14 protein-coding genes are annotated in these 26095 nt (G+C 38.8%); 10 read left to right on the top strand and 4 right to left on the bottom strand.

Annotated elements, in window-relative coordinates:
* On the bottom strand, window positions 1-682 hold a 682-nt coding region (locus ACNKXV_RS08900), incomplete at its 3' end, for a sugar phosphate isomerase/epimerase family protein (RefSeq protein ID WP_417907358.1).
* A gap of 143 nt (window positions 683-825) precedes the next feature.
* Between ACNKXV_RS08900 and ACNKXV_RS08895 the strand changes: the two genes are divergently transcribed.
* The 9 genes from ACNKXV_RS08895 to ACNKXV_RS08855 all read left to right on the top strand — a co-directional run bounded on the left by ACNKXV_RS08895 (window position 826) and on the right by ACNKXV_RS08855 (window position 20583).
* Window positions 826-2526: a GMC oxidoreductase gene (locus ACNKXV_RS08895; RefSeq protein WP_417907357.1), complete on the top strand. Its 1701-nt coding sequence runs from the start codon at window positions 826-828 to the stop codon at window positions 2524-2526.
* Between the two features lie 10 nt (window positions 2527-2536).
* The gene (locus ACNKXV_RS08890; protein WP_417907356.1) at window positions 2537-3181 is read left to right on the top strand and encodes a gluconate 2-dehydrogenase subunit 3 family protein; all 645 of its coding nucleotides are present in this window, start codon (window positions 2537-2539) and stop codon (window positions 3179-3181) included.
* A 286-nt stretch (window positions 3182-3467) separates the two neighbouring features.
* Complete coding sequence (locus ACNKXV_RS08885; RefSeq protein ID WP_417907355.1) at window positions 3468-6590, top strand: SusC/RagA family TonB-linked outer membrane protein; 3123 nt, start codon at window positions 3468-3470, stop codon at window positions 6588-6590.
* A 16-nt stretch (window positions 6591-6606) separates the two neighbouring features.
* The gene (locus ACNKXV_RS08880) at window positions 6607-8265 is read left to right on the top strand and encodes a RagB/SusD family nutrient uptake outer membrane protein (RefSeq protein ID WP_417907354.1); all 1659 of its coding nucleotides are present in this window, start codon (window positions 6607-6609) and stop codon (window positions 8263-8265) included.
* A gap of 107 nt (window positions 8266-8372) precedes the next feature.
* Window positions 8373-11672 carry a VCBS repeat-containing protein gene (locus tag ACNKXV_RS08875; protein ID WP_417907353.1) on the top strand — a complete coding sequence of 1100 codons (3300 nt, stop codon included), beginning with the start codon at window positions 8373-8375 and terminating at the stop codon, window positions 11670-11672.
* Between the two features lie 7 nt (window positions 11673-11679).
* Entirely contained in the window at window positions 11680-15051 is a 3372-nt protein-coding gene (locus ACNKXV_RS08870) for a VCBS repeat-containing protein (RefSeq protein WP_417907432.1), read from the top strand.
* On the top strand, window positions 15032-18310 hold the full coding sequence (locus ACNKXV_RS08865) for a VCBS repeat-containing protein (protein WP_417907352.1): 3279 nt from the start codon (window positions 15032-15034) through the stop codon (window positions 18308-18310). Before ACNKXV_RS08870 ends, ACNKXV_RS08865 begins: the two co-directional genes overlap by 20 nt.
* On the top strand, window positions 18294-19658 hold the full coding sequence (locus ACNKXV_RS08860) for a vanadium-dependent haloperoxidase (protein ID WP_417907351.1): 1365 nt from the start codon (window positions 18294-18296) through the stop codon (window positions 19656-19658). The genes ACNKXV_RS08865 and ACNKXV_RS08860 overlap by 17 nt, the downstream gene beginning before the upstream one ends.
* 4 nt (window positions 19659-19662) lie before the next feature.
* Entirely contained in the window at window positions 19663-20583 is a 921-nt protein-coding gene (locus ACNKXV_RS08855; protein ID WP_417907350.1) for a GyrI-like domain-containing protein, read from the top strand.
* Here ACNKXV_RS08855 and ACNKXV_RS08850 read toward each other — a convergent pair.
* The gene (locus ACNKXV_RS08850) at window positions 20573-21460 is read right to left on the bottom strand and encodes a diacylglycerol/lipid kinase family protein (protein ID WP_417907349.1); all 888 of its coding nucleotides are present in this window, start codon (window positions 21458-21460) and stop codon (window positions 20573-20575) included. The two genes, ACNKXV_RS08855 and ACNKXV_RS08850, sit on opposite strands and share 11 nt — an antisense overlap.
* A 72-nt stretch (window positions 21461-21532) precedes the next feature.
* Here ACNKXV_RS08850 and ACNKXV_RS08845 point away from each other — a divergent pair, with 72 nt between their 5' ends.
* On the top strand, window positions 21533-22498 hold the full coding sequence (locus ACNKXV_RS08845; protein WP_417907348.1) for an App1 family protein: 966 nt from the start codon (window positions 21533-21535) through the stop codon (window positions 22496-22498).
* A 54-nt stretch (window positions 22499-22552) separates the two neighbouring features.
* Here ACNKXV_RS08845 and ACNKXV_RS08840 read toward each other — a convergent pair whose 3' ends face one another.
* Both ACNKXV_RS08840 and ACNKXV_RS08835 read right to left on the bottom strand, forming a co-directional pair.
* Window positions 22553-25771 carry a WD40/YVTN/BNR-like repeat-containing protein gene (locus tag ACNKXV_RS08840; protein ID WP_417907431.1) on the bottom strand — a complete coding sequence of 1073 codons (3219 nt, stop codon included), beginning with the start codon at window positions 25769-25771 and terminating at the stop codon, window positions 22553-22555.
* Window positions 25772-25883: 112 nt separating this feature from the next.
* On the bottom strand, window positions 25884-26095 hold a 212-nt coding region (locus ACNKXV_RS08835), incomplete at its 5' end, for a hypothetical protein (protein ID WP_417907347.1).

Raw genomic sequence — 26095 nt, 5'->3', positions numbered from 1 at the left:
TTCCACAGTTCTCCATATTAACTTCTTTCATAACGTTCACCAGGAGGTCGGCATCAGAAGAAAGGTAACCGTGATTCTCTACCAGTACATTCACGTTCTTATCTGCGGCATATTTCGCTAATTTGGATAAAGCATCCACAGAACTGTTTTTCCACTCCTCCCGGTTATCACTACCAAATAAGTTTACTCTAATGGAATGACATCCCAAATAAGCGGCAGCATCTATCCACTTTTTATGATTTTCTACTGCTGTGTTCCTGGCAACCGAATCGGTAACGGCAAGGTCACCCTCTCCATCAATCATGAGCAAAAGATTCTCCACATTATATCTTTCACTTTTACTTTTTAAGCTGTCAAGTACGATCTGCATTTCCTTTTGCGGGTCTTTTGCATTATTGATTCGTTCAGCATAAAATCCTGTTACATATTCGATTCCTGTAAAGCCCATGCTGTTTGCTTTTTTCGCAAAATCCATCGCATCAAGTTCACCATCATAAATAAGCTTGTGAAGCGACCATTGTGCGAGTGAAATTTCAAAGAAAAGGGAATCTTTTTCCTTGTTGCTTGCTTCAGCTTCAATATTGGACTCCTGATTTCCAGTGTTTTCTTTGCAGGACGTAAACGATAGGGTGAATGAAATAACGAGGAGTAGGCTAAAAGCCCTGAAAATTTTTCGGTTCATAACAGACGTTACAGTTAAGATTTTTGGTGGTTATAAAATTTGAAATTTAAATGTATGCTTTTTTTTAAAGATGTAAAATTCTACCCATATATTTATATATTTGATGGAATAGGAGCTAAATTCAAATTAAAACAGCATATATTTTGAGTAATTATTACGAAAATGATACTTATGACGCTATAGTTGTAGGTACCGGTATCAGCGGCGGCTGGGCAGCAAAGGAGTTGACAGAAAAAGGTTTTAAAACTCTGGTTCTGGAACGTGGGAGAATGGTGGAGCATGTTAAGGATTATCCAACAATGAATGATGATCCATGGGATTATAAGTTTAAAGGTGAAGTTCCCAAAGAAGAAAAAAAGCGCCAGTACAAGCAGGCACGAACCGGTTATACTGTATCAGAACCCAGTAAACACTGGTTTGTTGATGATATAAAACATCCTTATAATGAAACCAAGCGTTTCGACTGGATGCGCGGCTACCATGTTGGAGGTAGATCCATCATGTGGGGGCGTCACAGTTACCGGTTAAGCGACCTTGATTTCGAAGCGAATAAAAAAGAGGGAATCGCCGTAGACTGGCCTATTCGATATAAAGATATCGCGCCATGGTACGATTATGTAGAATCTTACATAGGTGTATGTGGTGAAAAGCTAGGATTAAGTCAGCTGCCTGATGGTAATTTTCTGCCTCCTATGGAACTGAACTGTGTTGAGGATCATTTACGTCAAAGCATAGCTGAAAAATTTGATGGGAGGGTAATGACTTCCGGAAGGGTAGCTCATATTACCGGAGATAAAAAATTTGAGGGACGTTCTAAATGTCAATTTAGAAACAGGTGTATTCGTGGGTGTCCTTATGGAGGATATTTTAGTAGTAATTCTTCTACTTTGCCTGCTGCTGAAAGAACCGGGAACATGACCTTAAGGCCAAACTCCATTGTTAGTGAGGTTTTATACGATCCCGATACCAAACTAGCTACCGGGGTTAAGGTTATTGATGCTGAAACCAAGGAAACCATGGAGTTTAAAGCTAATGTTGTTTTCTTATGTGCTTCTGCCGTGGCTTCTACCAGCATTTTAATGCAATCAAAATCTGATAGATTTCCTGATGGATTAGGAAACGATTCCGGGGAACTGGGACATAATGTAATGGACCACCATTTTAAAGCCGGGGCTTCCGGAAACTATGATGGATTTCATGATTCCTATTATAAAGGCCGTAAACCTAACGGTATATATTTACCAAGATTTAGAAATCTAAATGGCAAAAGCGAAGTGGATTTCTTGAGAGGTTATGGATATCAGGGAGGAGCCAGCAGAACTAACTGGTCTGAAAGTATTGCGGAAGCAGCTTATGGGCAGGAATTGAAAGAAGCGATTACAAAACCCGGAGGATGGAACATGGGACTTATGGGATTTGGTGAAACATTGCCATATCATGAGAATAAAATGACTCTGGATTATAATAAGAAAGACGAATGGGGATTACCAACAGTAACTTTTGATGCTGAGTTCAAAGAGAACGAATTAAAAATGCGTAGGGATATGGTGAACCAGGCTGTGGAAATGCTTGAAAAAGCAGGTTTCAAAGATGTGCAGGGATACGATGATATTGGTGCTCCTGGACTTGGAATCCACGAAATGGGAATGGCCAGAATGGGAAGAGATCCTAAAACATCTGTCCTTAATGGGAATAACCAGGTTCACGAAGCGAAAAACGTGTATGTTACAGATGGATCATTTATGACTTCTGCAGGTTGCCAGAACCCTTCATTAACCTATATGGCCATGACCGCGAGAGCTGCAGACCATGCTGCGAAAAATTTTAAAAAATCAAACGCTTAAAAATATTGATATGAAAAGGAGACAGGCTTTAAAGAATATTGGTCTTGGTGCAGGACTTTTTATAGTAGGCCCTTCAGCCTTCAGTTTACTGCAAAGTTGCAAAAATGAACATGAATACGACTGGCAGCCAACTTATTTAAGCGCATCCCATGGTTTTGCTTTAAAACAGATTCTTGATGTGATTTTACCCGCTACCGATACCCCGGGAGCTTCAGATTTAAATATCGCTCAGTTTATTGATGAATATATGGATAAGGTCGCAGATCCTGAGAGAGCAGAGAAATTCCGTCATTCGGCAGATGCGTTTACAAGGGCTTTTCAGAAAGAATTTGATAAATCGCCAGAGGAAGGGAAAAAAGAAGATTTTGAGAATATCGTCAAAAAATATTTGAAGGCAACTCCCGCGGTACAGCAGGAATATATGAAACGAAATTCAGAGACGCAGGATGCTCAGGACGCCGAGTCTGAGGTGAAAATAGATGATGATGCCGGAGCTTATGCTTATTTGTCGAATGTTAGACAAATGGGAATATGGGCATGGAAGACCAGTGAGCAGGTTGGTGAAAATGTCTTATGGTATGATCCAATTCCTGGACAATATATCCCTTGTGGACCAGTGGATGAATTAGGGAACGGAAAGGCTATGTCTTTATAATATTCTCTTTAAAACCCTTAAAAAACAAGATTTATCAACAATTGTTAGTAAAAAATTATCAATTATGAAATATGTAATATTTCTATTGATTCATATTTTTTGTTAACAGATTTATAAAATTTTACGGAATAATTAAAAAATAGGTCAAAAAATTCAGGTAAAAAGGATTTAAGCTACCGTAAAATAAGGTGTTTTCAAAAGTTAAGTTACTGTGTTAACTATATTTTGCATAAATTTAGCTGCGTTTAGCGCGAGCTAAATAGATTCCAACTAAAACTATAATCTTATGAGAAAAATGATTTTCAGGAGCCTTTTGTTTATCGGAGCACTTATTTCCTTCGGTATGGCAGAAGCGCAAACTGTGTCTGGAACAATCACAGATGAAAGTGGTCCGCTACCGGGCGCCACCGTTGCTGTAAAAGGAACGAACAACGGTACAACAACAGATTTTGACGGAAATTATACTTTAAACAATGTCCCAGAAGATGGGGTGTTGATTTATAGTTTCATTGGGTATGTTACTCAGGAAATTGGGGTGAATGGTAGATCTGTGATAAATGTTAATATGGAATCTGATGCTTCAGAGCTTGAAGAGGTCGTATTGATTGGTTACGGTACCACTACTGTTCAGGATGCAACCGGAGCAGTATCATCGGTTACTTCAGAAGAGTTCAACAAAGGGGTGATTGCATCTCCTGAAGAACTTATTCAGGGTAAAACAGCCGGGGTACAAATTTCTCAAACTTCGGGAGAACCAGGTGCAGGAGTAAATATTAGAATTCGTGGTACTAACTCTATACGTTCGGGAAACAATCCGTTATTCGTAGTGGATGGAGTGCCATTAACAAGTGGTGCAGCTCCAGAAACAGATGTTGCAGGAATTGGTGGTTCAGGACAAAAGAACCCATTAAACTTCCTTAACCCGAATGATATTGAAAGTATATCTATCCTTAAAGATGCGTCTGCAACTGCTATTTATGGTTCCAGAGGTGCTAATGGGGTAGTAATTATTCAAACTAAAGGAGGTAGAGGTAGAAAAGGTGTATTTGAATTAAACACTACTTTTAGTTTTGCTTCTCCGGCAAGTGAATATGATCTTTTAGACAGAGAGGCTTATTTGAACGCTATTCAAAGTGTAGGAGGAAATCCTTCAGAATTAGACTTTGGAGCTAATTCAGATTTTCAGGATTTCTACACGCGTTCTTCTTTTTCAAATACCACAGATGTTAGTTACTCTAAAAGTTATAACTCAGGAAACGTAAGAGCTTCTTTTGGATATACAGATCAGGAAGGTATTGTTGAAAATACTTCACTTGAACGTTTATCTGGTAGACTTAATGCACAACATCGATTGTTTGATGATAAACTAACTTTAAGTGCACAATTATCGATTTCAGGAGTAGATGAAGAAAGAGCTCCAATTTCTGGGGTAGCTGGTTCTACCGGAGATTTAATTGGTGCTTCTATTACTCAGAACCCAACTGCTCCTTTAGATGCAGATTTTAATCCTGGAGGGAATGTGTTAAACCCGGTTAGTTTATTGAATAATTTCCAAGGTCTTTCTGAATCAGACAGATTTCTAGCAAATTTTTCAGCTGAATATAAGCTAACAGATGACCTTACAGCCAAAGGAACTTTTGGTTTTGACGATTTGAACTCAGAAACGACTTCTGTTTTTAGTTCAGATGTAATTGGTCTTAACGGTGTTTCTGGAATTGGTAGAGGTAGTTATAGCACCTATAATCAGCAAAACACTTTATTCGAGGCTACACTTAATTATCTAAAAGATTTTGATAATTCAGTTCTTGATGTTATTGCCGGGTATTCGTACCAGAAATTCCAGAGAGATGGATTTGGTACCGCCGGTGCTGGATTTAATACAACAGATTTAGGTGGAATGGCAGGGCAACTTCGCCAGGCTTACAAAAACGTTACTGGAGTTGTGGATAATTATGCTGCATTTGGATATGGAGCAGATGGTACTTACTTAAACCAGATTTTCCCGAACTTCTCTTCTACAGAATTGCCTTCAAACTTTGAAAGACCAATTCCGGCATTTGTTCTGAATAACTTCTTTGACAATTATGACGAATTACAATCATATTTTGTTCGTGCAAATTATACTCTAGCTAAGAAGTACTTATTCACCGGAACATTTAGAGCCGATGGTTCTTCTACGTTTGGAGAAAATAATCGTTATGGTTATTTCCCTTCAGGAGCATTTGCTTGGCAATTACATAAAGAAGACTTTATTGGTGACAATATTTCCCTTCTTAAACTACGTTTAGGAGCTGGTATTGTTGGTAACCAGGAAGGTTTAGGATATGGACGATTTGTACAGCGTGAAAGAGCTGCTGGTGGTGGAATTAGTAATGACCTAAATGTTTTACCTGCACCAGGTACTTTCATCGTAGGTGATCCAAACCCGGACCTTAAATGGGAAGAAACAACAGATCTTAACTTAGGAATAGATTTTGGATTTAACGATGATCGTTTATCAGGTTCTTTTAACCTATACCGTAAAATCACCAATGATTTATTACTAGCTAGACAAACTGCAGCTCCAAGTAATGGTGAAGTAGTATTTAGTAACCTTACAGAAGGTAAAGTAGTGAATCAGGGTATGGAATTCTCTCTGGATTATGATTTCGTAAAAACAGAGGATTTTGGTTTCTCAGCAAGTTTCAATGTTGCTTATAACCACAACGAAGTTCAGGATACACCTTTTACTATTCCAACCGGAGCTATTAGAGGTAATGGTTTAACGGGAGCTTTTGCTCAGCAGCTAACTGCAGGTCAGCCTTTATTTTCATATTACATGGCCGAGTTTACAGGATTTGATCAGGATGGAAATCCAACCTATTTCGATTTCGATGGAAACGGTGTAGGAGATCCTGATGCTGATAAATTCTTTGTAGGTAAAGATGCAGTTCCAGATTGGAATGCTGGTCTTTCTCTTAATTCTCGTTATAAGAATTTTGATTTTGCAGCTTATTTTAATGGACAATTTGATTACCACGTATATAATGCGACCAAAAATGCCTTCTATACTAAAAGTGCATTGCTTATTGGTAAGAACGTAACCCAGGATGTGATTGCAACAAATGAGAACCCTGCATCATCTGTAGCGGTTTCAACAAGATTCCTTGAAAGTGGAGATTTCGTAAGGTTAACATCTGCGTCTATAGGATATAATATGGATGTTAATAGAGATGGTTTCCTAAAGTCTTTACGTCTTAGTTTAATAGGACAGAATCTTTTCCTTATCACAGATTATAGTGGTTTAGATCCGGAAATTTCAACGAATACCGGATCGTTAAATGCTTCAGCTATACCTACTGCAGGTATAGATTATGCGTCTTATCCAAGACCGAGAACTATATCAATCGGACTTAACGCAAGTTTTTAATTAAATAAAATTGACAATGAATAATATTAGGAAACCTAAAAATATGTTGAAGTTGCTTCTCGGAATTGTTCTGATGGGTGGTACCGTGGTATCATGTAGCGACTTGGAAATTGAGGGAACTGATTCGATAATAAAAGATGCAAGTGAAACAGGATTTCAGGGAGTTAGTGATCCGGAATCCTTCCTGGATAACGCTTATAACAGCTTAAGAGGTTATATAGGTGATCAGGCAAACTTGTATGCCCTTAGTGAAGTAACAACAGATGAGGCTGTAGTACCAACCCGTGGTTCAGACTGGGGTGATAACGGTATATGGCGTCAATTACATCAACATGATTGGAGACCAGATCACTCCTTCATTTTGAATGTATGGAATCAATGGAACACATTGCATTTTCAGGGAGCTCAAATCCTTTCTGATATGACTAACAGCACGCCGGAGCAGGAAGCAAATGCTCATTTTTTACGTGCTCTTGGTATGTGGGTAATTTTAGACAATTTTGGTCAGGTACCGGTAAGAGATCCTGAAGCACCGCTTTTTGAAGATCCTATTGTACTTACAGGTCAGGAAGCTGTAGATCAAATTGTAGCAGATCTTAATGCTGCGATTTCTGGCTTACCAACTGTAGGTCCGGGATCCGGAATTGGAGATGCTTCTGCTGCGAATTCCAGACCAGGAAAAGCAGCTGCCAAGTATTTATTGGCAAAAGTTCTTTTGAATAAGCATGTGTACTTGGAAACTGCACCAGATAATGCTGATATGAGTCGTGTAGTTACACTTGTTGATGAAATTAGTGCTGAAGGTTACGGGCTTGAAGAAGGTTATTTCGATATCTTCAGAAGAGAATTAGACAGAGAAACTATCTGGTTTATCCCTACTGCTGTTGGAAACAGAATCTGGAATGGTTTACACTACAACCAGGCTCCAGATCAAACAGGTGGGGGATGGAATGGATTCTCAACCTTAGCCGATTTTTATAATATGTTCGAGGGAGATCCAAACAGTAACCGTGGAACTGCAGAAGGAGAGCCTTTAGATGGTCAGGAAGAAAGAAGAGGATTTGTTCCTCCTTCTGGATTGGCTGCCGGATCTTTCGATGGAGCAGTAGATGCTAATAATGATGGATACGCAGATGGTTCAAGTGTTGGATTTGGATTCTTAATTAACCAGCAATATGCTTATGATGGAACACCGTTAAACGACAGAAGTGGTAATCCGTTAACTTTCAAAAAGCAATTCACTAACCTTGATGGGGAAGTAAGTTTGATCAATAACAGTGAGACCACTGGAATTAGAACAATCAAATATAACCCTCGCTACGGTGCATTCACCGAGCATGAAATTTTCTTCAGATTCTCTGATGCTTACCTTATGAAAGCGGAAGCAATTATGAGATCTGGTGGGGACGCTACTTCTATGGTTAATGAACTTAGAACTTTAAGAAAAGCTACTCCATTAGCTACGGTTACTGAAAGTGATCTTCTTGAAGAGCGTGGTAGAGAATTATATATGGAATTCTGGAGAAGAAACGATTTAATTCGTTTTGGTGAGTTTACCAGAGACTGGACTTTAAAGTCTCCGTCTGCGGTGGGTGATGAAACCAGAAATAAATTTCCAATTCCTTCAAGTCAACTTATTTTGAACCCGAATTTAACTCAGAATCCGGGCTACTAATACTTGAATTTTTCAACAAAAAAAGAGGGCTATTTAGTCCTCTTTTTTTGTTATATAATTGTTAAAAAATATTTATCTTTCCGCACAGCTCTACAAGGAATTTAACCATGATTAAAGCCATTAGGCTCACATATTTACAGGTACTTATTCTTCTATTATCTGCATGTGATCATGAACCCGATACATTGTTTGTTCAGCATCACAGCAACACGACAAATATTGACTTTTCCAACCAGCTGGATGAGGATTCCAATTTGAATATTCTTAATTACCTGTACTACTACAATGGCGCCGGGGTGGCTGCAGCCGATTATAATCAGGATGGGTTAACCGACTTATATTTTACGTCGAATGAAGGAGAGGATAAAATGTATCTTAATCAGGGTGATTTTAAATTTAAAGAGATTATCGGATCTGCCGGAATACATAATAAAACCGGGTGGACCACCGGGGTGAGTAATGTTGATATCAATAATGACGGCCTTATGGATCTTTATGTATCCAAAGTTTCCGGGATTCTGGGATTGGAAGGGCATAATCTGCTGTTTGTTAATAAGGGGGTAGATGCCAGCGGAATTCCACAGTTCCAGGAAAGTGCTGAACGATATGGACTAGATTTCAGTGGATTCTCCACTCAGTCGGTTTTTCTGGATTACGATCAGGATGGAGACCTTGATATGTTTTTGCTAAACCATTCCATACATCCCAATAAAAATTATGGGAATGGGAACAAACGGAAAAGTTTCGACCCAAAAGCCGGGGACAGATTATTCAGAAATGAAGACGGTAAATTTATAGACGTTTCCAAAGGAACCGGAATCTTTCAAGGCATAATTGGTTATGGTTTAGGAGTGGGAGTTGGTGATTTTAATAATGACGGGTATCCGGATATTTTTGTAGGGAACGACTTTTTTGAAAATGATTATCTGTATATAAATCAACAGGACGGTAGTTTTAAAGACCTTATCACCACCAATCCTGAAAGTCTTGGACATACCACCCATTATTCAATGGGGAATGATATTGCCGACTTTAATAATGATGGTTTTACAGATATTGTTTCTCTGGATATGCTGCCCGCAGATCTAAAGACCTATAAAACTTCAGGCTTGGAATTCCCATTTCAGACTTACTCCAACTTTTTACGAAATGGTTTTTCTCCGCAATACATGCAAAATACCCTTCATGAAAATCGAGGGGATCTAATTTTTTCAGAAACTGCCTTTTTAAAAGGCATTGCCGCCACCGAATGGTCGTGGAGTCCTCTTTTTGCCGATTTTGATAATGATGGCCTAAAGGATCTATTTATCAGCAATGGGATCAAGGGTGCCACCAACGATATGGACTATATTAAATTCATATCCAATGATAAGATACAGGCTCAATTGAGTAAAGGGGAAGATGTAGATTTAACCAACCTTACCCGGGAACTTCCGGAAAAGAAAGTAAAGAATTTTATTTATCGGAATTCAGGAGTTCAGGGCTTTGAGGATAAAAGCAACACCTGGTTAAACGATGAAGCGGGTTTTAGCCACGGAAGTATATATGTTGATCTGGATAATGATGGAGACCTTGATCTGGTAGTAAATAATACCGACGCACCAGCTGGAATTTTTGAAAACACACTTAATAAAGAAAAGAAAACTTCAAATTATTTGAAGGTTCTATTGAAAGGTCCGGAAAAGAACAGATTTGGAATTGGTGCGAAAGTCACGGTATTTAAAGATGGTGAACTTCAAATGCAGGAGCATTACCTGAGCAGGGGATACCTGTCCTCGTTGGCGCCGGGACTTCATTTTGGATTAGGGAATTATAAAAAAGTTGATTCGGTTCAAATAAATTGGGGGAATAAAAAATATACCACCGTAAAGAACATAAAGGCTAGCTCAATTCTGGAAGTGGAGTATGATGGGAAAACATCAAACATTGCAAATAAGCCGTCCGGCACAAAGGCATTACTTAAAGTTGAAAATTTTGATATTTCTTATACGCATACCGAGCAAAGTACTCTTGATTTTAACCGGCAAATACTGGCTCCTTTCGCCTATTCCAATCTTGGGCCCCGGCTATGTGTGGGCGATTTAAATGCTGATGGTTTGGAAGATTTAGTTTTTGGAGGTGGTAAATCACAGCCATTACAAGTATGGTATCAGTCTAAAAGTGGAACATTTATTACAAACACCGATCAGATTTTTGAAAAGGATGCTATTTCGGAAAATACATCTCAGTTACTATTGGATGTAGAACAGGATGGCGATCTTGATCTGCTTGTGGTAAGTGGAGGGAATGAATTTAAGCAGGGACCAGCCCTGCAACCTAAATTATATTTGAATACAGTAGATGGTTTTATTCTGGATAGTCTAAATTTTAAAAATGTTAGTCTGAATGCCTCAAATGTTTCAAAAGTTGATTTTAATAAAGACGGATACCCGGACATTTTTATAGCTGCCAATATAGTTCCCGGTGAGGTTGGGAAAGATCCAGTTTCCTATCTGTTTAAAAATAACGGAAAGGGTAATTTTACAGATGTAACTGCAGATCTGTTCAAAGATTCTTTAGGGATGGTGCAGGATGTTAAATGGACAGATTATAATGCCGATGGATATGAAGATCTGGTTGTGACAGGACATTGGATCTCCCCGCAAATTTATCTAAATATTATAGGGCAGGAATTTAAAAAACTGGTAAGTAATCTGGATGATAATTCAGGTTGGTGGAACAGTCTTGAAATCTCGGACTTTGATAATGACGGTGATCTCGATGTTATAGCCGGGAACTGGGGATTTAATACTCGTTTAACCGCAACATCACAAGAGCCAATAAATTTGTATCTCAATGATTTTGATGATAATGGTACTGAAGAACCGGTAATCTCCTATTTTTATAAAGGAGAAGAAACGGTATTTTCTTCCAAAGATGAGCTCGATCAACAAATGCCCGGTTTAAAGAAAAAGTTCAATACATATAAAGCTTTTGCCAATGCAGAGTTTTCTGAAATATTTCCAAAGGATAAGCTTGAAAAATCTTTACGGAAAAAGGTAACAGAACTGGCCAGTTGCTATTTTGAAAATCTTGGCAACGGAGAATTTAAAAAACATGTTCTTCCAATGGAAGCTCAGGCTTCTGCGATTTTCGCAATTCAAAAATATGATTTTAACGGGGATGGATTCGAAGATATCCTTTTGGCAGGAAATAACTATGAAATTAGTACTCAATTGGGTAGATTAGATGCTTCTCATGGGAGTCTGTTATTAAATGATGGAAAAGGTAGTTTTTATCCTTCTCAAGACTTGCCAAATATCCAGGGACCAGCCCGGGATATTAAAAAGATCTGTATCAATAATCAACAACATTTTATTGTAACCTTTAACAATGGGAAACCATTGCTACTAAAAAGTAATAAGTGATCAAATGATGAAAAAAAGATCATACTTGAATATTATTGGATTTGTGGCTGCTTCAGTCATATTTTCCTGTAAGTCTGACGATAAAGTAGAACCGGAAAATAATTCGGCCTATAACAGTCCGGAGAATGCCTTGTTTTCAGAAATGAGTGCAGAAGAAACCGGAATTGACTTTATTAATGAAGTTCAAAATCAGCCTGATTTTAATATTTTCAAATACCGTAATTTCTATAATGGTGGAGGAGTAGCCATTGGGGATATCAATAATGACGGCTTGCCGGATATCTATCTAACAGCCAATATGAAACCCAATAAACTTTACCTGAATAAAGGGAACTTCAAATTTGAAGATATAAGTGAAACTGCAGGAGTACAGGGAAATAAACCATGGTCTACCGGGGTGAATATGGTGGATATCAATAATGACGGTTTACTGGATATTTATGTGAGTAATGCCGGGAATATGGAAGGGGATAACCATGATAACGACCTTTATATCAACAACGGGGACCTCACTTTTACTGAACAGGCTAAAGAATACAACCTAGCCGAAACAGGTTTTAGTACCCACGCTACATTTTTTGATTATGATAAGGATGGTGACCTGGATGCCTATATTTTGAATAACAGTAACATCCCCGTTAGTAGTCTTGGATTTGCAGAACAGCGTAACGTAAGAGCTCAGGATTGGGAAGGTGTTCCTAAGATATTCAGAGGCGTTGGAGACATGTTACTTCGTAATGATGATGGAAAATTTGTAGATGTTAGCGAAGAGGCCAATATCTACGGAAGTTTGATTGGCTTTGGGCTTGGGGTTATGGTTAGTGATTTTAATAATGATCTCTATCCCGATATCTATGTTTCCAATGATTTTTACGAAAGGGATTATCTCTATATCAATAATCAGGACGGAACTTTTACTGAAGACATTGAGAACTGGACTCAGCATCTGTGCCTTTCGGCGATGGGTGTGGATATGGCGGATATCAATAATGACGGCCTGGCCGATATCTTTATTACAGATATGTTGCCGGATACTGAAGAGCGGGTAAAATCTGTAATGGAATTTGAAGGTTATAATGTTTTTAAACTGAAGCAGAGTAAAGATTTTTTTCAGCAGTATATTCATAACACACTTCAGCTAAACAATGGGAATAATACCTTTTCTGAAATAGCACATTTTAGTGGAGTTGAAAGTACAGACTGGAGCTGGGCTGGACTTATCTTTGATATGGATAATGATGGAAACCGCGATATTTTTGTTACCAATGGAATAAATCACGATCTAACCGATCTGGATTTCGTTGAATTTTTTGCGAACGAGATCATTCAAAAAATGGCCCTTACGGGAAAGAAAGAGGCAATAGACTCTATTATCAATAAAATGCCGGTAACACCTTTACCAAATTATGCTTTCCAAAATCAGGGAAACCTGAAATTCAAAGACATGGCTAAAGAATGGGGTCTGGGAATGCCAAGTCTCTCTAATGGTTGTGCTTATGGAGATCTTGATAACGACGGAGACCTTGATCTGGTGGTAAATAATGTGAATATGCCGTCTTTCATATACCGTAACAATGCTGAAAAACTGGAAAGCCGGAATTACCTGAGAGTAAAACTGAATGGTAGTGAAAAGAATCAGTTTGGTATTGGAACTACTTTGAAAATGTATGTGGATGATAAGATCATCCTGCAGGAAGAGAATCCTTCACGAGGATTCCAGTCTTCTATGGATTATGTGCTGAGTGTAGGATTGGGAGAAGTTAAAAAACTGGATTCCTTACGTGTGATCTGGCCAGATAATAAAACTCAGCTTTTAAAAGATGTAAAAGTAAACCAGACCCTGGTGCTGGAACATAAAGCTGCTTTAGAAACATTTATTCCAAAGAAGCCGAAAGCCCCTAAAACTTTTCTCACCGAAATTCCGAATAAATCCATGGAAAAACACATGGAGAATCCATATACCGATTTCGATTATGAAGGAATGATCTATAAAAAGTTATCTCAGGAAGGCCCGGCAATGGCAGTTGGAGATATAAATAATGATGGAAATGAAGATGTTTTTATTGGTGGAGCCAAGCAACAGCCGGGAATCATTTACTTGAACAAAGGCAATGGAAATCTGGAAAAGAAAGCTCAGCCGGCGCTGGATTCAGATTTTATGTTTGAGGATACTTCTGCCGCATTCTTTGATGCCGATGGGGACGGTGATATTGATCTCATGATTGGTTCCGGAGGGAATGAGGTTGGAGAAGAAAAGAATTATCGCCCTCGTTTATATTTAAACGATGGTAACGGGAAGTTTACTCCTTCCACGACCATTTTACCATCTGTAAACCAAAATGTCGCTGTAATAGCTCCTCACGACTTTGATGATGATGGAGATATAGATGTTTTTGTTGGTTCCAGAAGTGTAGCCGTAAATTATGGAATTGATCCGCAGCATTTGTTTCTTGAAAATCGCGGGAATGGGGAATTTGTTAATTCGACTGAAAGAATTGCCTATGATGTAAAATATGCCGGAATGATCACAGATGCTATCTGGGAAGATATAGATGGGAATGGTAAAAAAGATCTTATCACTGTATCAGATTGGGGTGCTCCAAAAATTTATACCAATTCCGGAAGAAGGCTCAGCGCTTTAAAAAATGCCCTGGATAAATATACCGGATGGTGGAATACTCTGGAAGCTGCAGATCTGGATAACGATGGGGATATGGATCTTATTCTGGGGAATAAAGGAGCGAATGTTTCTTACGAGACATCATTTGAAAACCCTATGAAAATGTGGGTGAACGATTTTGATGATAATGGGACTATCGAACAGATTGTTACTCAGCAAAGAGATGGCAAGGATTATCCTATTCACATGAAAAAGGAAATGATCTCACAACTTGTATTCTTAAAGAAGGAGAACCTCAAAGCATCAGAATATGCAAAAAAGACCATTCAGGAATTGATGCCGAAACAAAAAATTCAAAATTCCATTGTCAAGGAAGCCAGTATCTCAAAAACTGTGATCGCTATTAATAATGGGAATGGTTCATTTGAGATCAAAAAACTTCCCGGGAGAATACAATTTTCCTGTGTTTGTGGAATTACCTGTGCAGATGTTAATAATGATGGAAACCTTGACCTCGTAATGGGTGGGAATGATTTTGAATTCAAACCTCAGTTTTCAAGACTGGATGCCGGCTATGGAAGTGTACTTCTGGGAGATGGAAAGATGAACTTTGAATGGCAGGATTTTGCGCAAAGTGGATTCCATGTAAAAAGCGAGGTAAAGTTCCTTGAGAAAATAAAGAACAAAAATGGTAAGACCTTTATAATTGCCGCTATTAACGATGAAAAACCCCGAATTTTTGCAGTCAGCAAGCCTTAAATTTTTACTTTTTTCTTCGATCCTGATGCTGCTGTCCTGTGAAGAAAAGGAAGAAAATACCTTTTTTGATAATCCGGAGCCGGCCAGTTCCGGGCTTAATTTCACCAATCAGTTAACCGAAACCCGGGATCAGAACATACTTGATTATCTCTATTATTATAATGGAGGTGGCGTTAGTATTGGAGATATAAATAATGATGGCCTGCCGGATGTTTACTTCACGGGCAATCAGGTCAAGAACAAATTATTTCTGAATAAAGGCGGGCTTAAATTTGAGGATATCACGGCTACTGCCGGGGTTGAGGGAAATAGCACCTGGAATACCGGGACTACTATGGCCGATGTGAATGGAGATGGATTCCTGGATATTTATGTTTCAGCAGTTGTTGGAGTAAACGGCTTCCGTGGTCATAACGAATTATTTATCAATAACGGCGATAATACTTTTACTGAAAGTGCCGCTAAATATGGTTTAGACCTTGATACCTATTCTTCTCAGGCTGCATTCTTCGATCTTGAAAACGATGGGGACCTTGATGTTTATATTTTAAATCATGCCGTACATACTACCGAATCTTTTGGTCCCGCAAGTATTCGCAACAACCGGGTTTATGAAAGTGGAGATAAGTTATTGCTGAACGAAGGTGGGAAGTTTATCGACATCAGTGAAAAAGCCGGGATCTACGGGGGTGCAAATTCATATGGTTTAGGACTAAGTACTGCCGATTTTAATAATGATGGATTTACAGATATCTATATAGGGAACGATTTTCATGAAGATGATTACTACTACCTGAATAATGGGGATGGAACCTTTACAGAAAGCTTAAAAGATAAATTTGGACATACCTCGAGATTTTCCATGGGTAATGATGCTGCCGATGTTAATAATGACGGTTTCATGGACCTGATTTCACTGGACATGCTTCCCGAAGATGAAAAGGTTTTAAAATCTTCTGCCGGGGACGATAATGTGAACCTTGATAAGTTTCGAATTGAGAAATTAGGATACCATCCGCAGTATACCCGGAATATGCTTCAGATCAATAAAGGAGGTGAGTATTTTGCCGAAACTGCCTTAATGAGCGGAGTCGCTGCTACAGACTGGAGCTGGGGACCTCTTTTTGCCGATCTTGATCTGGATGGAGTGCAGGATCTTTTTATTAGCAATGGTATCCCTAAAAGACCTAACGATCTGGATTATGTAAAGTATACTTCCAATGAGCAAATTCAGAATAAGCTGGATAAAACTACTTTGGTAGATAATGAGGTGCTTGAAAAAATGCCATCCGGCGCAGTTACGAATTATGTTTTCAAAGGTTCAGGAAATGGAAGTTTTACAAACCGGTCTCTGGATTGGATAAAAAATGACTCTATCATTTCTACAGGAGTTGCCTACGGAGATCTTGATAATGATGGGGATCTGGACATCATAACCAATAACCTGAATAGTCCTGCGCATATCTATGTAAATAATTATGCTGAAGGGGATTATCTAAAGATCAAACTTAAATCTGCGACTGCTAACACTCATGGAATTGGAGCCAAAGCAATTCTGTATACTTCAGATGGGCCGCAGTTTCGTCAGTTATATACCACAAAAAGTTACCAGTCATCCTCAGAACCTGTTTTGCATTTCGGCTTAAAAAAGGGAAACAGGATAGACTCTTTAAAATTGATCTGGCCCAATGGCAAAATGCAAAAGCTTTCTGCACTTAAGAGCAATCAAACTCTCACGCTTTATTTAAAAGATGCCAATGAGAATGCCGATCTTAAAAAACTATTTCATGCCAAGAAAGGCGGAAATTTTGTGAGGGTAGAAAATGACCTTGGAATTGATTTTACTCACGAGGAAAATCTGTATAATGATTTTAATGCTCAAAAATTGATTCCACATAAATTATCAGATCTTGGACCTGCGGTTAAGGTTGCAGATATAGATAATGATGGGAAAGACGACATATTCTTTGGAGGTTCACGCTTTAAACCTGCTGTAATTTATTATCAGAGACAGGGCAGGTTTGAAAAGAAGCAAATTAAAAATATAGCTGCCGACTCCCTGACCGAGGATGTTAGTGTTGAGATCGCCGATTTTAATAATGATTCCTTTCCGGATATTCTTATCGCTTCCGGTGGAGGGGAATCTGTTGGTAAGAGCCAGTACTTACCGGAAAGATTATATAGCACCAATGAAAACCGAGAATTTTCCAGAGACAGTTTATTTCCAGAATTTTATGATAACTCGTCTGTTTTAAAGGCAGAGGATTTCGATGGAGATGGTGACCTGGATGTCTTTATTGGTTCCAATGCAAAGAATTATAATTACGGGGCGATCCCTGCTTCACATCTTCTTCTAAATGAAAATGGAAGATTTACCGAAGTTCAGAAAGATCTGTTTTCTCAATTAGGGATGGTAAACGATATGATCTGGACAGATTTTGATGCTGATGGCGATATGGATATGATCGTAGTCGGAGAGTGGATGGAGCCTGTATTTCTGGAAAATGAAAATGCTGTTTATAAAAGAAAAAATACAATTCAAAATGGGAGTCAACTTAACGGACTCTGGCAAAAGGTCATTGAATTTGATATAAACCAGGATGGTGATCCAGATTATTTATTAGGAAACTGGGGTCTGAATACTAAACTAAAAGCTTCGGCAGAGAGTCCGCTTTTGATGTATTATAAAGATTTCGATAAGAACGGACTTACGGAAACCTTACTGGCAACAAAGAAAGGGGAGAAGTATTATTTTCTGTATGGTCTGGATGAACTGGCTTCCCAGCTTAATGATCTCATAAGAAAAAGATTCACGCAGTACAGCGATTTTGCAGGTAAAAGCGTGGAAGAGATCTTTAGTAAAGAGGAACTGGATTCGGCCAAATTATTCAAGGTTCATACTCTGGCTTCTGGTTATCTCAAAAATACCGGCAATGGCTTTTCCTTCAGGGAATTTGAATCAGAATTACAACTTGCGCCCATTCGGGCAATGCTTGCTTTTGATTTTAATAAGGATGGAAAAAATGAAGTGCTCTTAGGAGGGAATTATTTCGGAGTCACCCCTTACCACGGACGTTTCGATTCATTTGGAGGGGCTTTGATGTTAAACCCGGGTAAAATTCTTCATTCTGATGAAATTGATTTAAATTTATCACAAAAATCTGTTAAAGATTTTTCTATAATTCATGTTGGTGACAAACCTTATTTATTGATCACTTATAATGATGCAAAGGCTGAAGTCTATGAATTCAAATTTTAAATACTTTTTTATTTTCTTTATTGGATTAACTATCCAATCCTGTAATTCGAAGAAAGAAGAAATCGTAGTCACTGCGGAAGATTTTCATGCTGCTAACGATAATGTTAGCAAAACAATGGTTCATGATATTTTCTCCCCGCCGGTGGCCAGTAGGGTGTATGCCTATTCCAATATTGCAGCCTACGAGGTAATGGCTCAGTTCGACGAGAGCTACAAATCACTTGCAGGCCAGTTAACCGATCTTGAAAAAATTCCTGCGCCAGCAGCTTCAGAAAACATTAATCCAAAAGTTGCCGCTCTTGTGGCGTTTTATGAGATAGGAACCAATCTGGTTTTTTCTGAAAATAAAATGACGGTTAAGCGCGACAGCTTATTCAATAAATGGAAAAATATTAATGAAGACCAGTTCCTTGCTTCTGAAGCTTATGGACAGGAAGTGGCTGCTCACATAAGAAATTGGCTGAAAAAGGATAATTATGCCGAGACGCGTACCATGCCTAAATTTTCCATTATTACCGATGATGAAAGTCGCTGGCAACCAACCCCTCCTTCTTATATGGATGGGATTGAGCCGCATTGGATGAAGATAAGGCCATTTGCTATCGAATCGGCAAACCAGTTTAAACCTGTTCCTCCACCGGAATTTTCACTGGAAGAAGGGTCAAGATTTCATACCGAATTGATGGAGGTTTATAATATCAGGGAAGAGATCGCGGCAGATGAAGCCAATAGTGAAAAACTTGAGATCGCGAAATTCTGGGATTGTAATCCTTATGTATCTATTCTTAGAGGCCATTTGATGTTTGCCACCAAAAAGATCACTCCTGGAGGTCACTGGATGGGAATAGTAAAGATTGCCTGCAAAAAAGATAATGCCGACTTCAACAAATCTGTCTATGCATATTCTAAAACAGCTATTGCTCTTGCCGATGGTTTTATTAGTTGCTGGGATGAAAAATACCGTAGCAGCCTGGTAAGACCGGAAACGCTGATCAATAAATACATTGATGAAAACTGGACCTCTGTCCTTCAAACTCCTCCTTTTCCTGAATATACCAGTGGACACTCGGTAGTATCCGGGGCAGCAGCAATTGCACTAACAGATATTTTTGGAGATGATTTCGCTTTTGATGATGATACTGAAGTTGAATACGGGCTTCCCGTTAGATCGTTCAAATCTTTCAAACATGCTTCTGAAGAAGCTGCGAACAGCAGATTATATGGAGGAATTCACTACAGATCGGCTATAGAAGTAGGGTTGGACCAAGGTAAGGATCTTGGTAATTATGTAGTGAATAAACTGGATATGACCGCCGAGTCATCACAAACTGAAATAGCTTCCAAATAATTCTATGAAGAAAGTTTTAAGTACAGTGCTATTCCTACTCGTGCTTGGTCTGGTCTGGTTTCTTTTTATAAAAAAATACGATTACCGGTTTCATTTTCAAGCAAAATATGGCCCAGGAGTGGTCTATCATGAATTAAAATCTCTTGGAGAATTCTCAGTTTTCAATAGCTCTCCCGATATTAAAAATTTGCAATCTGAACCTTATCAAATCCTGGATCAGGAAATAGATTTTGAAAAGGATGAGCTGGATTTGCATTGGGAACTGGAAAGACTGAATGATAGCACAACAGATGTTTATTTATATGTGAGGTCCAACGATCGAATAAAGAATAGACTGGCTGTTTTAAATCCTTTTTCAAAAGGGGAATTTGTTGATTCTTTAAGTGGAATATTCACCGACTTTGGTAAGAAATTAAGAACAAAGCAACAGGATTACAAGGTGCAGCTTTTGGATAGTATTGTTTACTCTCCATCTCTGGATTGTATTTGCAGATCTGCCTCCAATATCAAGGTTTCCCAAAAAGCCTCCCAAATGGTGAACGATATCGTGCCTCTGGAAGATTTTTTACTGGACCATGATTTGAAGCTTAATGGCTATCCTTTTGTAAAGATCACCCGCTGGGACCGGGATGAAAACATAATAGATTTTGATTTTTGTTTTCCGGTTAATCTGGCTCAGGATATTAAACCCGATCATAGGGTGAATTTCCAGCAATATAAGGCAACAACTTCTTTAAAAGCGATCTATAACGGGAACTATCGCAGTTCAGATTTTGCCTGGTATGATCTTATGAACAAAGCCGAGAAAGAAGGATTTACTACAAGCGGACTGCCTCTGGAAATTTTCTTCAATAATCCTAAGAGTGATATCAATGCACCTAGCTGGAAGGCGGAAGTTTATTTGCCGGTTGTAACTACTCAATAAAATTTTCCGGCACCAATATTTGTAATTTTTGAGGCAGGATGTTAACCTTTACTTCTGTACTTTCTCCAATGTATTCCCCGTCTATTTGAAAAGCAACCGGTTTCTTACAGGTTATAACTGCTTCGTCTGTTGAAAATATCTCGATAACCTCCGGGTCGAAATCAGTTTCATTTCTCAGCGTTTTTAAAATTTCTGAGAAACTAAACTTTTTGAAGATCAGGATCTCAAATTTTCCATCGGTAACTTTTCCGCCGGGATTTACGTTTGCTCCGGTACCGTATTTCTGTGCATTCGCAATTCCTAAAAGTATACCTTCAGTTTCTTTAGTGCCCTCAGGGGTTCGAATATTAAAATGAAAAGGATAATTGCTTTTTATGAGGGTTGGAATAGATTGGATAAGATACCCCATTTTACCTCGAATAGAAGATTCGTCGTAATTTTTTATAAGTTCTGCATTGATTCCCAGATCGCTAATGTGCAAACAAATGATATCGTTTAAACACACAAGATCCATTTTTATGGATTTATCTCCCAGCGCAATATTTACCTGGTCCTCAACATTCTCTGGCAACTGCAAGTTTACGGCAAGCCCGTTTGCCGAACCGGCCGGGATAATTCCCATAGAGATATCCATGTCCTTGATAGCTTCTGCCACCAGATTAATGGTGCCATCACCGCCCGCCACCAAAACTCTTTCTATATTATTTTCAGCGATTCGCTGGCGAATTTTTTCAATATCATTAGTCCCGGTAGTTGTAAAAAGGTGGAAATTTGCTCCTTGCTCCTTCACCTTTTCCTGAGTGGTATTTATAATATATTTTTTGTTAGAATCTCCCGAAATGGGATTTACTACCAGCAGAACTTCCTTAAAATTCATATAAAGCTTTTTATTGGATGTTTAAAATTAAGTATTTTGGAAGAGAAGGAATTTTAAAAAAAGGCCAATATTTTGAAACTGGATCTTAAGTTATACCGTGGATATGTTAATAAAGAGGAACTTGTAGTGTTTGGTCATCTCTTTGAATCCTGGGCCCCTGATAAATACAGGATCGATAGGCGAGGGATCAAACACACTTATGCGATCATCCATAAGTTCAGGATAAAGCCTTTACCAAATTATGAAGTAAAGCTGAAATTCAGGGATCTGGAGGTGACCACTAAAACCCAGAAAGATGGATACTTCCGGTTTACGGTTCCGTATACAGATGATCTGGAACCCGGCTGGCACGAATATCAAGTTACCTGTAAGATGTTCGATTTTGGGATGATCGAAAAAGGTAAATTATTAAAACCTTATCCTGGGAAATTCGCCATTATTTCAGATATAGATGACACCTTCCTGGTCTCCCATAGCAACAGTTTTTTTAAAAAACTCTATGTAATGCTTTCCAAGAACATTGAGAAGCGTAAAATTTTTAATGATGTGGTTAGGCATTATCAGCGCCTGAGCAACTCAGGCCAGGATAAAAAAGACGCGTTTAACTCGTTTTTTTATGTATCGAGTAGTGAATGGAATTTATACGATTTTATCACGGAATTTGCCGATATGCATGGATTGCCGGAAGCAGTCATAAAATTGAAAAACATCAAAACCGGCTTAAGGGATTTTCTGCAAACGGGGAGGGGAAATCACGACCATAAATTTATAAAGATCAAAGATATTATTTCATTTTACCCGCATTTGCAATATGTGTTGCTTGGAGACGACTCTCAGCATGATCCATTTTTATATGAACGTATTTGTAAAACCTTTCCAATGAATGTGCAGGCAATTTACATACGGCAAACAGGTAAAAGCCCTAAGCCAAAAGTTCAGGAAGTTTTGAAAAATATTGAAAGTATGAATGTTGCTACCTGCTATTTTGCGAATAGTGATAAAGCGATTTCCCATTCTGAGCAAATAGGTATAATTTAGAAATGTGAAGATCAGAAATAAAAAAGCCCTTCAATCGAAGGGCTTTCTTTTTGTTTATTCCAGACTAAAACTTTTTATATCCTTAAATCTCGGTAATTTTACTTTCTCCAATTCATTTTGGAAATCTGGCCACTTCTCTTTGTAAAACTCATTGGTAGCCTTTAACGCATCGCTTAACTCATCTTCTGCGTGCTTTATAAGAGTATGCTCGGTAGAAGTAATTCCCGCAGGCCTGCTTTGCACATAACCCTGAGCAGTTCTTAATCTGGTAAGGACACTAGTTTCTTTATTCCGAGTGATTCCCTGGCGATCGTCCTCTTTTCCAAGATACAATGCGATAAGCTCCTCGATTTCTTTTTTGATCTCTTCAATATCCTTAAGCTCTGACTCGTATTCACTCTCAGCCTCCGGAAGTTTTTTAAGATCTGCTTCAAATTTTTCGGCAATATCTTTGCTTTCAACTAGCTGTTTTACGGCATCTGCAGCGATTTGTTGCATGTTCTCGAGCTTTTTCGAAGTTGTATACACCTCATCGATATACTTCTCTGAGACATCTAAACGTGGATCAGATTTTACGGTTATAGATTCTTCTGAAGTGACCTCCTCATATTCAAGTAACAGCCTGTATGAACCTGGTTTAACTAATACGCCTCCCGGTTCAGACTTATTTTCCTTAATCTCTCGGGACGGCCTGTCAGCTCCTTTTTGGTCCAGGTTCCATTTTAAAGTATAAATTCCTGAACTGTCCGGGGCTTTCTGTTTCAGGGTTCTTATAAGTCTCTCTCCATCGAAAATCTTTAAAGTAAGTGAGTCCTTTTCATCTTTTTTTAGCTCCTTTTCAGTAGGCTTAGTGATCTCTTTGATTTTACCTTTAGACTTATTCTCCGCTTTAGGATCATTAGAGATATTGATATAATAACTAATTCGCGCTCCTGTTGATCTGTTGGCTCCCTGAAATAAGGCATCACCACCAAATCTGCTACCGGTTGGCTGCTGAATGGCTGCATGGTACGCAGTAGGAGGGGTGAATAATTCTAATTTCTTTTCGAATAAATTATTATTGGTTGCAAGCTCCCTGAAGGGTCTAAGGTCATCCAACACCCAGGCCGACCTACCAAACGTTCCAATTACAAGATCATTTTCTCTGGGATGAATTACAAGGTCTTTGACAGGAACAGTTGGGAATCCATTGGTATATTTCTGCCAGTTTTTCCCGGCATTGAATGATACATATAAACCATCGTCGGTTCCCAGAAACATTAGTTCCTTTACTTCAGGATCTTCAATAATGCTTAAAGCGTAACTTTGAGCATCTTTGGAATCAACTATTCTTTCCCAGGTCTTTCCGTAATTTTTAGTTCTGTACGCATAAGGTTCATAGTTAAAACGTCGGTAATCATTCGCTACCAGTAATGCCTCTTCTTTATTGCTTTTACTTGCTTTTATTTGTACGATCCATGAACCATCAGGTAAACCCGGAAGATTATTTGAAACATCGTTCCAGGTATTTCCTCCATCTCTGGTATAGTGTACCTTGCCATCATCTGTTCCAACCCACAACATTCCTTTTTCAACCGGAGATGGTTCAATGACCAGAATAGTGGTATAATTTTCAGCACCTGTGGCATCGATGGTCAAACCACCGCTATCCATCTGTTTTTGTTTGAGAGTATCGTTGGTGGTCAGGTCTGGCGAAATTACTTTCCAGGTAAGACCTTTATCGGTGCTTTTGTGAACGAACTGACTTCCGAAGTAGAGCGTATTATTATCAAAAGGGTCGTCATTGATCGCCGAATTCCAGTTAAACCTAAGGTCGGTTTTAGGATCAGGATGCGTTGGACGTACCGTATAGTTGTTACCGGTAACATGATCATACCTGCTAACATATCCCTGCTGACTCATGCTCCAGCCATATCTGCTGTCATCCTTATCTGGTACCACATCAAAACCATCCCCAAAACTTATTTCCTGCCAGTAAGAATTTCTGATTCCCTGGTCTTTCCACACATAAGCCGGACCTCTCCAGCTACCATTATCCTGCATTCCTCCATAAACATTGTATGGAAACTCATTATCAACTGCAATATGATAGAATTGAGCAACAGGCAGGTTCGCAACAAACCTCCAGCTTTTACCGTAATCGTGGGTAATATTTAATCCGCCATCGTTACCATCCATCATAAAACTACCATCAGTAGGATGTATCCACCAGGCATGATGGTCTGGATGAATACCATTATCAACTCCATAAGCCGGCATGAGTTCTTCAAAACTTTTACCTCCATCTTCTGAAACATGTACATAAGTAAAGACTGAATATAGCCTGTTGGAATTTTCTGGATCTACAAAAATATCGCTGTAATAAAAGGGGCGATTACCTATTTCAGGCTTGTCATTGATCATTTCCCATGAAAATCCGCCATCTTCAGATTTATAAAGCGCATTCTTTTTGGCTTCAACCAGTGCATAAACTATATCTGAATTAGATGCTGAAATTGCCAGTCCTATTCTACCCAATTCTCCTTTAGGGAGTCCATCTTTTGCAGTTTTTTCTTGCCAGGTTTCACCACCATCGTGAGTAATAAACATCCCGGAGCCTTCACCTCCGGAGTTAAAGAACCATGGTTCTCTTTTATGCTCCCACATGGCAGCGATTAATTTATTGGGATTGTTTGGATCCATTACCAGGTCGGCAGCACCGGTTAACTTATTTTGATATAGTGTTTTTTTCCAGGTTTTTCCACCATCAGTAGTTTTATAAACTCCTCTTTCTTCATGTGCTCCCCAGGGAGATCCAATGGCTGCTACATATACTATATCAGGATTATCGGGATGTATAATTACTCTGTGAATGTGTCTCGTCTTTTCCAGTCCCATGTTTTTCCAGGATCTTCCGCCATCAAGGGAACGAAAGATCCCGTAACCGCCATTTAAACTATTTCGGGGATTTCCTTCTCCCGTTCCTACCCAGATCACAGAGGGATTGGATTGTTGTATGGCCACCGCCCCAATAGAAGCGGTTACCTGATCATCAAATACCGGATCCCATTTGATCCCGCCGCTGGTAGATTTCCATAATCCGCCGGAGGCAGTTCCTACAAACATAATATCCGGATTAGAAGTAACTACATCAATGGAAGTTACCCGTCCACTCATCCCGGCAGGACCAATATTTCGCGGGGTTTTATTTTTAAGAAGATTTAAATCAATAGTTTGTGAAGAAGCGCTGATAGTGAATATCACTAACAGCAGCTGCAGAACTCTTTTATTCATATAAATATAAACTGAAGTGGTTAGAATTTTAAAATGTTTCAAGATACAATTTTAGAAGAAAAGTAGGAGGGGGGAGAAATAATAAAGGAGGTTTTTAGCCTCCTTTATTTATTTATCTTCTTTTATGAAATTCCCGCCTATCGTAGAAATCAGATTTTTTACTATCGTATTTCCTGTGGGGATCAGCGATATCTTCAAGATTTCGGTCTTCATGAGCCCATTCCGGATCTTCATCTATGGATTTTTCCGGATGTAAGCCCTGATGTTTTTCCATGTGGTCAAATACACGGTTGTGGTCATCAATTGGCTTTCTGCAATCTTCTG

Source organism: Christiangramia aquimixticola (genome assembly GCF_048285835.1).
Lineage (GTDB): Bacteria > Bacteroidota > Bacteroidia > Flavobacteriales > Flavobacteriaceae > Christiangramia > Christiangramia aquimixticola.
Note: the sequence above shows the minus strand (reverse complement) of the source record. Positions and strands in the feature narration are given on the sequence as shown.